This window comes from Streptomyces sp. NBC_00820 (assembly GCF_036347055.1).
GTDB lineage: Bacteria > Actinomycetota > Actinomycetes > Streptomycetales > Streptomycetaceae > Streptomyces.
Genome location: NZ_CP108882.1, coordinates 5,428,121 through 5,440,035 on the forward strand (window position 1 = coordinate 5,428,121; position 11,915 = coordinate 5,440,035).

Annotated in this window: 8 protein-coding genes; 2 read left to right on the top strand and 6 right to left on the bottom strand. The window is 70.9% G+C overall.

What is annotated here, in order from left to right; all coding sequences use genetic code 11:
* Nucleotides 1–33: 33 nt before the first annotated feature.
* The 5 genes from OIB37_RS24670 to OIB37_RS24690 form a co-directional block, all read right to left on the bottom strand.
* A complete protein-coding gene (locus OIB37_RS24670) occupies nucleotides 34–3,837 on the bottom strand; it encodes a multifunctional oxoglutarate decarboxylase/oxoglutarate dehydrogenase thiamine pyrophosphate-binding subunit/dihydrolipoyllysine-residue succinyltransferase subunit (protein WP_330459780.1) in 3,804 nt (1,267 codons plus the stop codon).
* A gap of 302 nt (nucleotides 3,838–4,139) precedes the next feature.
* Entirely contained in the window at nucleotides 4,140–5,252 is a 1,113-nt protein-coding gene (locus OIB37_RS24675) for a sensor histidine kinase (RefSeq protein WP_330459781.1), read from the bottom strand.
* The gene (locus tag OIB37_RS24680) at nucleotides 5,249–5,989 is read right to left on the bottom strand and encodes a response regulator transcription factor (RefSeq protein WP_330459782.1); all 741 of its coding nucleotides are present in this window, start codon (nucleotides 5,987–5,989) and stop codon (nucleotides 5,249–5,251) included. Before OIB37_RS24680 ends, OIB37_RS24675 begins: the two co-directional genes overlap by 4 nt.
* Before the next feature lie 109 nt (nucleotides 5,990–6,098).
* Nucleotides 6,099–6,785 carry a spermidine synthase gene (locus tag OIB37_RS24685; protein WP_330459783.1) on the bottom strand — a complete coding sequence of 229 codons (687 nt, stop codon included), beginning with the start codon at nucleotides 6,783–6,785 and terminating at the stop codon, nucleotides 6,099–6,101.
* 172 nt (nucleotides 6,786–6,957) lie between these two features.
* Nucleotides 6,958–7,383, bottom strand: a complete 426-nt coding sequence (locus OIB37_RS24690) for a DUF4259 domain-containing protein (protein WP_330459784.1) — start codon at nucleotides 7,381–7,383, stop codon at nucleotides 6,958–6,960.
* A 206-nt stretch (nucleotides 7,384–7,589) separates the two neighbouring features.
* Between OIB37_RS24690 and lon the strand changes: the two genes are divergently transcribed.
* A complete protein-coding gene (gene lon / locus OIB37_RS24695) occupies nucleotides 7,590–10,025 on the top strand; it encodes an endopeptidase La (RefSeq protein ID WP_330459785.1) in 2,436 nt (811 codons plus the stop codon).
* A gap of 315 nt (nucleotides 10,026–10,340) precedes the next feature.
* Here the strand turns inward: lon and OIB37_RS24700 are convergent, their stop codons facing one another.
* The gene (locus tag OIB37_RS24700; RefSeq protein WP_330459786.1) at nucleotides 10,341–11,165 is read right to left on the bottom strand and encodes a lysozyme; all 825 of its coding nucleotides are present in this window, start codon (nucleotides 11,163–11,165) and stop codon (nucleotides 10,341–10,343) included.
* A 229-nt stretch (nucleotides 11,166–11,394) separates the two neighbouring features.
* On the opposite strand from OIB37_RS24700, the gene OIB37_RS24705 reads away from it, so the two are divergent.
* On the top strand, nucleotides 11,395–11,892 hold the full coding sequence (locus OIB37_RS24705) for a MarR family winged helix-turn-helix transcriptional regulator (protein ID WP_330459787.1): 498 nt from the start codon (nucleotides 11,395–11,397) through the stop codon (nucleotides 11,890–11,892).
* Nucleotides 11,893–11,915 lie beyond the last annotated feature (23 nt).

The window sequence follows — 11,915 nt, forward strand, 5'->3', positions numbered from 1 at the left end:
GGCCGGGCCCTTCGGCATGCGGTGCCAAAGGCCTTACGCCTCGAACACCTCACGCACCAGCTGCTCCTGCTCCGCCTGGTGGCGCTTGGCGGAGCCCACCGCCGGGGACGAGCCGTGCGAGCGCGAGATGCGCCGCAGCCGCTCGCCGGCCGGGACGTCCGCGCCGACGGCCAGGTCGAGGTGGTCGATCAGGTTGAGCGCGATGAACGGCCACGCACCCTGGTTCGCCGGCTCCTCCTGGGCCCAGATGTACTTCGCGACGTTCGGGTACTTGTTGACCTCCGCCTGGAGCTCCGCACCCGGCAGCGGGTACAGGCGCTCGACGCGGATGATCGCCGTGTCCGTGACACCGCGCTTCTGACGCTCGGCCTCCAGGTCGTAGTAGACCTTGCCGGCGCAGAAGACGACCTTGCGGACGGCGGCCGGGTCGACCGAGTCGTCGCCGATGACCGGGCGGAACTCGCCCGAGGTGAACTCCTCCGCCTTCGAGGCCGCCGCCTTCAGGCGCAGCATCGACTTCGGGGTGAAGACGATCAGCGGCTTGTGGTCCGGGTTGTGGACCTGCCACCGCAGGAGGTGGAAGTAGTTCGACGGGAGCGTGGGCATCGCGACCGTCATGTTGTTCTGCGCGCACAGCTGCAGGAAGCGCTCCGGGCGGGCGGACGAGTGGTCCGGGCCCTGGCCCTCGTAGCCGTGCGGGAGCAGCAGCGTGACGCCGGACGTCTGGTTCCACTTCTGCTCGGCCGACGAGATGAACTCGTCCACGACCGTCTGGGCGCCGTTGACGAAGTCGCCGAACTGCGCCTCCCACATCACGAGCGCGTCGGGACGGGCCAGCGAGTAGCCGTACTCGAAGCCCATGGCCGCGTACTCGGAGAGGAGGGAGTTGTAGACGTTCAGGCGCGCCTGGTCCTCGGAGAGGTACTGCAGCGGCGTGTACTCCTCGCCGGTCTCCCGGTCGATCAGCACCGCGTGGCGCTGGCCGAAGGTGCCGCGCTGGGAGTCCTGGCCCGCCAGGCGGACCGGGGTGCCCTCGAGCAGCAGGGAGCCGACGGCCAGGGTCTCGCCCATGCCCCAGTCGATCGTGCCGTCCTCGACCATCGACGCCCGGCGCTGCAGCTGCGGCAGCAGACGCGGGTGGACGGTGATGTTGTCGGGGATGTTGACCTGGGACTCGGCGATCCGCTTGACGACCTCCGCGGAGATCGCGGTCGGGACCGCCACCGGGAAGTTGTCGCTCGGCGCCTGGGACTCGCCCTGCGCCGGCTGCGCCGTGGCCTCGCGGACCTCGGTGAAGACCTTCTCCAGCTGGCCCTGGTAGTCCTGCAGCGCCTGCTCGGCCTCTTCCAGGGTGATGTCGCCGCGACCGATCAGGGACTCGGTGTAGAGCTTGCGCACCGAGCGCTTCTTGTCGATCAGGTCGTACATCAGCGGCTGGGTGAAGGCCGGGTTGTCCGACTCGTTGTGACCGCGGCGGCGGTAGCAGATGAGGTCGATCACCACGTCCTTGTTGAACGCCTGACGGAACTCGAAGGCGAGCCGCGCGACGCGGACCACGGCCTCCGGGTCGTCGCCGTTCACGTGGAAGATCGGGGCCTCGATCATGCGGGCCACGTCCGTCGCGTACATGGAGGAACGCGAGGACTCGGGGGCCGCGGTGAAGCCGACCTGGTTGTTGATGACGATGTGGACCGTGCCGCCGGTGCGGTAACCGCGCAGCTGCGACATGTTCAGGGTCTCGGCCACCACGCCCTGGCCCGCGAAGGCCGCGTCGCCGTGGATCGCCACCGGCAGGACCGTGAAGTCCGTGCCGCCCTTGTTGATGATGTCCTGCTTGGCGCGCGCGACGCCCTCCAGGACCGGGTCCACCGCCTCCAGGTGCGAGGGGTTCGCGACCAGGGAGACCTTGATCTGCTCGCCGTCGAGACCGGTGAAGGTGCCCTCGGCGCCCAGGTGGTACTTCACGTCGCCGGAGCCGTGCATCGACTTCGGGTCGAGGTTGCCCTCGAACTCGCGGAAGATCTGCGCGTACGACTTGCCGACGATGTTGGCGAGGATGTTCAGGCGGCCGCGGTGGGCCATGCCGATGATGACCTCGTCCAGGCGCGACTCGGCGGCGGAGTCGATCACCGCGTCGAGCAGCGGGATGACGGACTCGCCGCCCTCCAGCGAGAAGCGCTTCTGGCCGACGTACTTCGTCTGCAGGAAGGTCTCGAAGGCCTCCGCCGCGTTCAGGCGGCGCAGGATGCGCAGCTGCTCCTCGCGCTCCGGCTTGGAGTGCGGGCGCTCGACGCGGTCCTGGATCCACTTGCGCTGCTTGGGGTCCTGGATGTGCATGAACTCGATGCCGGTGGTGCGGCAGTACGAGTCGCGCAGCACGCCGAGGATGTCGCGCAGCTTCATCATCGACTTGCCGGCGAAGCCGCCGACGGCGAACTCGCGCTCCAGGTCCCACAGGGTGAGGCCGTGCTCGGTGATGTCCAGGTCGGGGTGCTTGCGCTGCTGGTACTCCAGCGGGTCGGTGTCGGCCATGACGTGGCCGCGGACCCGGTAGGAGTGGATCAGCTCGAAGACACGGGCGGCCTTGGTGACGTCGTCGTCGTGGCTGGCGTCGATGTCCTTGAGCCAGCGGACCGGCTCGTAGGGGATGCGCAGCGCTTCGAAGATCTCGTCGTAGAAGCCGTTCTCGCCGAGGAGAAGGTTCGCGACCTGGCGCAGGAACTCGCCGGAGGCGGCGCCCTGGATGACCCGGTGGTCGTAGGTCGACGTGAGCGTCATGACCTTCGCGACACCGAGCTTGTTCAGGGTGTCCTGGCTGGTGCCCTGGAACTCCGCCGGGTAGTCCATGGAGCCGACGCCCATGATCACCGACTGGCCGGGCATCAGGCGCGGGACCGAGTGCACGGTGCCGAGGCCACCGGGGTTGGTCAGGGAGACCGTGACACCGGTGAAGTCGTCCATCGTGAGCTTGCCCTCGCGGGCGCGGCGGACGATGTCCTCGTAGGCCTGCCAGAACTCGAAGAAGTTCAGCGTCTCGGCCTTCTTGATCGCCGCGACGACCAGCTGGCGGTCACCGTTGGGCTTGACCAGGTCGATGGCGAGACCGAGGTTGACGTGCGGCGGCTTGACGAGGGTCGGCTTGCCGTCCTTCTCGCCGAACGACCAGTTCATCGCCGGCATGGCCTTGATGGCCTGCACCATCGCGAAGCCGATCAGGTGCGTGAAGGAGATCTTCCCGCCCCGGGCGCGCTTCAGGTGGTTGTTGATGACGATGCGGTTGTCGAACAGCAGCTTCACCGGGACCGCGCGGACCGAGGTGGCGGTCGGCAGCTCCAGCGAGGCGTTCATGTTCTTGACGACCGCGGCGGCGGGGCCACGCAGCGTGACCAGCTCCGGTCCCTCGAGGGACGTGGTGGCCGCGGTGGCGGGCGCCGCGGGGGCGGCCTTCGCCTTCGGCTGGGCGGGCGCCTGCGCGGGCGTCGCCGGCCGGACCGGGGCGGCGACGGCCGGGGCCGCGGGGGCGGCCGGGGCAGGAGCCGCGACGGGCTTCGGTGCGACCGGGGCCGGCGCGGGCGCGGCCGGGGCCTGCGGAGCCGGGGTGGTGGTCTCTGCGGCCCCCGCGGCCGCAGTACCCGCCGGAGCCGACGCGGCAGGCGCGCCCGGCTTGTAGTCGGCGAAGAAGTCCCACCAGGCACGGTCTACGGAGTTCGGGTCCTGGAGGTACTGCTGATAGATCTCATCGACGAGCCACTCGTTGGCACCGAACGCGGCGGCGGGATTCTTCCCGGCTTGGTCGTCGGTAGAGATGCTCGAGTTACTGGGGGACTGTGGCGACACGGCGGCAACCGCCCTCTTCCGCTTCACAAGGTGATGGACAGCGGGAATAAAGGCTACGCCTCCAAGACCGCGAAGGTCAGGTCGGGCTGGTTCATCGTCGCGTAAGTCACATCGGGAAGCGTGTTTCGGGGCGCGATATGGCGGGAAACAAGCGTGGTTCCGCTGGTGACAGTGCGAAGAAGGGTGCGCCGACGGGGGCCCGGCGCGCGGTCGCTCGGAGCGTGGCGCGGGGCCGTCCCTGATCACACGTGTCCGGCTGCGCGAACGCTCGTGGATCTTGGTCTTCCGGTTCGAACTTTACGTCAACTTGGCGTTGAGGAAGGTCCCGGGAGGGTGACGATGATGCGGCAGCCCCGCTCGGATTCGGCCACACCGATCCGGCCGCCGTGCAGATCCACCGCCCACCGGGCGATCGCCAGGCCCAGGCCCGTACCGCCGTCGCTGCCCGGACCGTGCGGCCGGGTCACCGAACCCCGGTTGAACCGCTCGAACACCCGGTGCCACTCCGACCTGGGAATGCCCGGACCCTCGTCCAGGACCTCCAGCTCCAGCGACTCCGGCAGCGCCCCGCGCCGTGCCTTCAGCGTCACCCGGCCGTACGGCGGGCTGTGCTTGACCGCGTTGTCGATGAGGTTGGCCACGACCTGGTGGATGCGCTCGGGGTCCGCGTGCGCGGCCAGCTCCGGCGGGGAGACGTCGAGGTGCAGATGCACGTCCGTCCGCGTGTGACTGCCCGAGCCGGAGGCCATGCCCGCGCGCGCGGAGGCGACCATGTTGGCCTCCTTCAGCACGCCCGACAGGTACGGCCACACCTCGAAACGGCGCGTCTTCAGCGGTACGACGCCGTTGTCGAGCCGGGACAGGTCCAGCAGCGTCTCCACCAGCCGGCCGAGCCGCTCCGTCTGCTTCAGGGCCGTCCGCATCGTCTCGGGGTCGGCCTCGGTGACCCCGTCGACGATGTTCTCCAGCACCGCGCGCAGCCCCGCGATGGGGGTGCGCAGCTCGTGCGAGACGTTGGCCACCAGCTCCTTGCGCTGGAGGTCCTGCGCCTCCAGCTCGTCGGCCATGACGTTGATCGCCCCGGCCAGGTCGCCCAGCTCGTCGCGGCGGTTCTCGCGCACCCGGCGCGTGTAGTCGCCCTGCGCGATCGAGCGGGCCACCGCGGTCATCTCGTCCAGCGGCGCGGTGAGCGAGTGCGCCACGAACTGCGTTATCAGCAGCGTGGCGATCATCGAGAAGACCGTGATGAAGCGCAGCTCGGTCTTGGTGTGCACCGCGATCATGGACAGACCGGTGGTGATCAGCACCGAGATGACGACCAGCGCACCCAGTTTGGTCTTGATCGAGAACGGGCGTACGCCGCCCCAGGGGTCGTCCCCGGGGCTCCTCCGTGCGGCATCCCGTCCGTCGCTCATGGCGTCGGGGTCTCCAGGGCGTAACCGACGCCGTGCACCGTGCGGATCCGCTCGGCGCCGATCTTCCGGCGCAGTGCCTTGATGTGGCTGTCGACGGTGCGGGTGCCGGAGGCATCCGCCCAGTCCCACACCTCGGCCAGCAGCTGCTCCCGGGAGAGCACCGCGCGCGGGGTGTTCGCCAGGCACACCAGCAGGTCGAACTCGGTGGGCGTGAGGTGCACGTCCTCCGCCTTGACCCGCACCCGGCGCTGCGCGTGGTCGATCTCCAGCTCGCCGAGGCGCAGGATGCCCGAGCGCGGAGTGGCGGCGGCCAGCGCGGCCCGCTCCACCCGGCGCAGCAGGACGTGCACGCGCGCGGCCAGCTCCCGGATCGAGAACGGCTTGGTCATGTAGTCGTCGGCGCCGACCCCGAGCCCGACCAGCATGTCGGTCTCGTCGTCACGCGCGGTGAGCATCATCACCGGCACCGGGCGCTGGGCCTGCACGCGGCGGCAGACCTCCAGGCCGTCGAAGCCGGGCAGCATGATGTCGAGGATCAGCAGGTCAGGCTGCCAGGCCTCGGCCGTGTCGACCGCGGAGGGACCGTCGCCCGCGGTTTGCACAAGAAATCCCTCAGCGCGGAGCCGGGCCGCGATGGCGTCGACGATCGTGGGGTCGTCCTCGACGACCAGAACCCGACGCTGCGCGCCCTGGGTGGCCGTCGCCGCGCCGCTCTGGGAGGTGTGTGTCTGCTCCATCGCCCGCCCCTGTTGCTTTCCGGAATCCGTGGGGTGATCCCATGTCTGCGTTTGACGCTTGAATGATCGGCGTCACGGCAGCACATTACGGGGACTCGCCGTGCCGTCGCTATCCAGGTCGGACGGCGAGGTGCACCGCGTCCGGAACGCCCCGGGCAACGGGGACCTCTTCGGTACGCACCTGCCGGAACCCGGCATTCCGCAAGGTTCCTTCAAATTCCGGAGAGGGCTGGGCCGACCATACGGCCAGCACTCCGCCCGGCCTCAACACCCTTGCGCAGGCCGCGAGTCCGGAGGGCGCGTAGAGGCCCCCGTTGTCCTCGGTGACCGTCCATCCGGGACCGTTGTCGATGTCGAGACACAGCGCGTCGAACGTGTCCGATGTCTCATTGACGTAAGAGACCAGATCACCCTCGATGATCTCGGTCCGGGAGTCGGCGAGCGCGTCCGCGGACAGTTCGGACAGCGGTCCGGTGCGGTGCCATTCGACGACGGCGGGCTCCCGCTCCACCACCGCGATCCGCCCCCAGCGGGGGTCGGCGGCAGCGTGTGCGAGGGAGAATCCCACGCCCAGGCCGCCGATCAGCACGTCCGGCGCCGGGCGGTCGTCCAGCGCGTCCCGAGCCGCGTCGACCAGCAGCCGCTCCGAGCGGCCGTCGGAGGTGTCCATCAGGAAGCAGCCGTTCGCGATGATCTGCAGCAGCGCGCCGTGCCTGCGCAGCACCACCTCGCCGAACGGGCCGTCGCGCCGGTCCAGGACCACGGGCGCGCCGGGGGAGTCGTACACGGCAGTCATACGGCCATCCTGCTCCAACTCGGCTTCACGGTCACCGGAATTACGCAGGGTGTGCGCGTTCCCGGGCGGCCACGGCACCGGTTGCACTCGTTCGTGGGACGCGCGGAGGCGTGGGTATGCGGAGGCGTGGGCATACGGAGGTGCGGACGTGCGGGCCGCGCGGGACGGCCGGTCAGGCGAAGGTGAGCTGCTCCCCGGCCGGCGGCGGCAGCAGGGTCCTCGTCAGCCGCTCGACTCCGGCCCGCCACCGCCGGTCACCGGACTCCTCCCAGAGTTCCATCAGCTCGGACGGTCCGGTCGCGATCCGGTCCAGCGCCTCGACGGCCAGGGGGCGCAGTGCCGCGAGATCGGGAAGGGGCTCGTCGGGGCCGTAGGAGGTGTCGACGGGCTCGCCGTCCGGGCACTGCGCGGCCACCAGTGCCGCCGCGGCGCAGGCCTCCTCGCCCTCGGGCGCGTCGAGGTAGCCGTCCGTCTCCACCGCCCGCAGGAGGGCGGCCCGGACCATTGCGGCGCGCTCGTCCGGCGCGGCGTCGTCGAGGTCGTTGCACCAGTCCGCGGCGGTGTCGTTGTCGAAGGGGCCGATGTCCCAGGTGCCCACGCTTCACTCCGTCCGAGTCGGTCGTCCGTGTCGATGCGGCGCAGCCTGTCACCCGGCACTGACAACCCGTCGCCACCTCCGTCGCTACCTGTGCGGTCCCACCCGCCCGGCAGCTGATCGCCCAGAGCGAACACCGTGCGGGGAACAATCCCGGGCTCACGTGCATTGAGTCGGTATTGCTCAAGTTGACTGCCAAAGGGGAGATCATGGCTGATGAGGCCACGGCGTTCACGCTCGTCCTGCCCGTGCTGCCGCTCGACGACGAGGTCGTCCTGCCCGGCATGGTGGTTCCGCTGGACCTGAGCGATGCCGAGGTGCGGGCCGCCGTCGAGGCCGCGCAGGCCGCCGCACAGGCGGAGTCCGGCAAGCCCAGGGTGCTGCTGGTGCCGCGCGTCGACGGGACGTACGCCACGACCGGTGTGCTGGGCACCGTCGAGCAGGTCGGCCGGCTGGCCGACGGCGACCCGGGTGCCCTGATCCGCGGCCGGGCCCGGGTGCGGATCGGCGCCGGTACGACGGGACCGGGCGCCGCCCTGTGGGTCGAGGGCGCCCGCGTCGAGGAGAGCGTGCCCGAGCCCCTGCCCGGCCAGGTCACGGAACTCGTCAAGGAGTACAAGGCGCTCGCCACCACCTGGCTGAAGAAGCGCGGCGCCTGGCAGGTCGTGGACCGCGTCCAGGCCATCGAGGACGTCTCCGCCCTCGCCGACAACTCCGGCTACTCACCCTTCCTGACCATCGAGCAGAAGACCGAGCTGCTGGAGACCGCCGACCCGGTGGCCCGCCTGAAGCTCGCCGCACAGCAGCTGCGCGACCACCTCGCCGAGCAGGACGTGGCGGAGACCATCGCCAAGGACGTCCAGGAGGGCGTCGACCGGCAGCAGCGCGAGTTCCTGCTGCGCCGCCAGCTCGAAGCGGTCCGCAAGGAGCTGCGCGAGCTGAACGGGGACGGCAAGGACACGGTCGAGGAGTCCGACGACTACCGCGCCCGCGTCGAGGCCGCCGACCTGCCGGAACACGTCCGCGAGGCCGCCCTCAAGGAGGTCGACAAGCTGGAGCGCTCCAGCGACCAGTCGCCCGAGGGGTCCTGGATCCGCACCTGGCTGGACACGGTCCTGGAGATGCCGTGGAACACGCGCACCGAGGACGCCTACGACATCCAGGGCGCCAAGGCGGTCCTGGACGCCGAGCACGCGGGCCTCGAGGACGTGAAGGAACGCATCACCGAGTACCTGGCGGTGCGCAAGCGGCGCGGCGAGCGCGGCCTCGGCGTCATCGGCGGCCGGCGCGGCGGCGCGGTGCTCGCGCTCGTCGGGCCGCCCGGCGTCGGCAAGACCAGCCTCGGCGAGTCCGTCGCGCACGCGATGGGGCGCGAGTTCGTCCGCGTCGCCCTCGGCGGCGTCCGCGACGAGGCCGAGATCCGCGGTCACCGCCGTACCTACGTCGGCGCGCTGCCCGGCCGGATCGTCCGGGCGGTCAAGGAGGCCGGGTCCATGAACCCGGTGGTCCTGCTCGACGAGATCGACAAGGTCGGCTCGGACTTCCGCGGCGACCCCGCCGCGGCCCTGCTGGAGGTCCTGGACCCGGCGCAGAACCACACCTTCCGGGACCACTACCTGGAGGTCGAACTGGACCTGTCCGACGTGGTCTTCCTCGCCACCGCCAACGTCCTGGAGGCCATCCCGGAGGCGCTGGCCGACCGGATGGAGATCGTCCGCCTGGACGGCTACACCGAGGACGAGAAGGTCGTCATCGCCCGTGACCACCTGCTCCCGCGCCAGCTGGAGCGGGCCGGCCTGAACAAGGACGAGGTCACCCTCGACGAGGGCGCGCTGCGCAAGCTCGCCGGCGAGTACACCCGCGAGGCGGGCGTACGCACCCTGGAGCGGGCCGTCGCCCGGCTGCTGCGCAAGATCGCGGCCCAGCACGAACTCGGCCGGCGCGAGCTGCCGTTCACCGTCCGGGACGGGGACCTGCGCGGCCTGATCGGGCGCCCGCACCACGTGCCCGAGTCCGCGCAGGACCCGGCCGAGCGCCGGACCGCCGTCCCCGGCGTGGCCACCGGCCTCGCCGTCACCGGCGCCGGTGGTGACGTGCTCTACGTGGAGGCGTCTCTCGCGGACCCCGAGACGGGCGCGGCGGGCCTGACCCTGACCGGTCAGCTCGGCGACGTCATGAAGGAGTCGGCGCAGATCGCGCTGAGTTTCCTGCGCAGCCACGGCGCCGAACTGGAGCTCGCGGTGGGCGACCTGAAGGACCGGGGCGTGCACATCCACTTCCCGGCGGGCGCGGTGCCCAAGGACGGTCCGAGCGCGGGCGTCACGATGACCACCGCTCTCGCGTCCCTTCTCTCCGGGCGCCTGGTCCGCACGGACGTGGCGATGACCGGCGAGGTCTCGCTGACCGGCCGGGTGCTGCCCATCGGCGGCGTGAAGCAGAAGCTCCTCGCCGCGCACCGCGCCGGGGTGACCACCGTGATCATCCCCAAGCGCAACGAGCCCGACCTGGACGACGTCCCGGCCGAGGTGCTGGACACGCTCGACGTCCACGCCGTGACCGACGTCCGCCAGGTCCTGGAACTGGCACTCGCGCCCGCCGCACACGGAGCGCACGGCGCGACGCCGGAGGTCCCGGTCGCCGCGTGACGCCGGCGTCCCCTGACGGACATCGGCCGCGCCGACCGGACGAGTGAGGGCCCGGGCTCCCCGAAGGGACCCGGGCCCTCACCACGCCCTGAGCGCGCGTACCCCCGGCCGGGAGGGTGCTGAGGTCAGCCGAGGGCCAGTGCCTGCACCCGGTCCAGCGCACCGTTGCCGTGCTTGTCCGGGGGCAACCCCCGTACCCCCGGCCGGGAGGGTGCTGAGGTCAGCCGAGGGCCAGTGCCTGCACCCGGTCCAGCGCACCGTTGCCGTGCTTGTCCGGGGGCAACCCCCGTACCCCCGGCCGGGAGGGTGCTGAGGTCAGCCGAGGGCCAGTGCCTGCACCCGGTCCAGCGCACCGTTGAACTTGTCGTGGTCGCCCACGGTCGGGCCGCTGGAGGTGTACTGCCACATGGTGTAGAAGCCCCAGCCCGCAGGCAGCGTCCCCGGGTCCGCGGCGTAGCGGGCGATCCACAGCGGGTTGTTCGACGCGAAGCCGCCGTAGTTGCCGGTGCACTGGGTCCACCAGCTGGTGGCCGTGTAGATCACGGCGTCGCGGCCGGTGCGCGCCTTGTAGGTGTTGAGGAAGTCGGCGATCCAGTTGACCATCGCGCCCGTCGACAGGCCGTAGCAGGCGGCGCCGTACGGGTTCCACTCGATGTCGAGCGCGCCGGGCAGCGTCTTGCCGTCGCGGGACCAGCCGCCGCCGTGGTCGACGAAGTAGTTGGCCTGGGTCGCGCCGCTCGTGGTGTCCGGGGTGGCGAAGTGGTAGCCGCCGCGGATCATGCCGACGTTGTACGAGCCGTTGTACTGCTGGGCGAAGTACGGGTTCGTGTAGTACGTGCCCTCCGTGGCCTTGGTGTAGGCCCAGCGGACGCCGCTGTTCCACAGCGTGGCCCAGTCGACGTTGCCCTGGTGGCCCGAGACGTCGACGCCCTCGGTCTGGACGGCGGCGGTGGCGGCGGGGGAGCCGCCGCGGCCGTCGTGGGCGACGACGCCCATGCCCATGAAGGCGGAGCCGCGCGCGGGCGTGGTCGCGGCCTGGGCGGTGGTGAGGGGCAGGGCGAGGGAGAGCGCCGCGAGCAGGGCCGTGACGAGGGCGGCCAGGGCGCGGGGGCGGATGGAGCCAGGTCTGTGCACGGGCATGACGTGCCTCCGAGGAACGAGGTGGGGGGATCCTGAGGTGACCACTGGGCCCACTGGCGTGGGCATGCCATTCCTTGTCCGGTAAAGAAGCTACGCACGTAGATGGCCGCGAGGGAAGAGGGTCCGGATGCCGCCGTTGGTCTACGCCTGCGAAATACTGGCGGAGCTGCGGCAATGACGGGGTTTGACGGAAACTTTCAGGACCGCGAAACCGAGCAGGGGTGCTGACGTGCACGAGGACGGAAACAGCGAGGCGCATCGCGTCACCGACGAGGTGACGCCGAGCGGCGCGGACCAGGAGTTCCTGGCGCTGGAACGTGAGTTGACCGTGCTGCTGCGGCGCGCCCGGGCCAGCCAGGGCGAGATGGCCCGCGAGGTCCATCCCGACCTGGAGTCCGCCGCGTACGGCCTGCTCATCCGCCTCGACGAACTCGGCGGCCAGCGCGCCACCGAACTCGCCGCCTACATCGGCGTCGGCAAGGCGACCATGTCCCGCCAGCTGCGCGCCCTGGAGGAGCTGGGTCTCGTCGCCCGCGCGCCCGACCCGGCCGACGGCCGCGCCTGGCTGGTCACCCTCACCGACGAGGGCCGCAGTCGCGTCGGCAAGGTCCGCGAGGCACGCCGCGCCCGTTACGTCTGCCAGCTCTCCCACTGGGACCGCGGCGAGGTCGCCGAACTGGCCCGGCTGCTGAACCGGTTGAACGGCGGCACGGAGAAGCACAGCTGAACGGCGGGCCGGAGAAGCGCAGC

Bases quoted from the DNA above. Each gene is read 5' to 3' on its own strand.
- OIB37_RS24700 (WP_330459786.1), bottom strand. From the start codon at position 11,165: ATGCCCGTGCACAGACCTGGCTCCATCCGCCCCCGCGCCCTGGCCGCC.
- OIB37_RS24685 (WP_330459783.1), bottom strand. From the start codon at position 6,785: ATGACTGCCGTGTACGACTCCCCCGGCGCGCCCGTGGTCCTGGACCGG.
- lon (WP_330459785.1), top strand. From the start codon at position 7,590: ATGGCTGATGAGGCCACGGCGTTCACGCTCGTCCTGCCCGTGCTGCCG.
- OIB37_RS24675 (WP_330459781.1), bottom strand. From the start codon at position 5,252: ATGAGCGACGGACGGGATGCCGCACGGAGGAGCCCCGGGGACGACCCC.
- OIB37_RS24680 (WP_330459782.1), bottom strand. From the start codon at position 5,989: ATGGAGCAGACACACACCTCCCAGAGCGGCGCGGCGACGGCCACCCAG.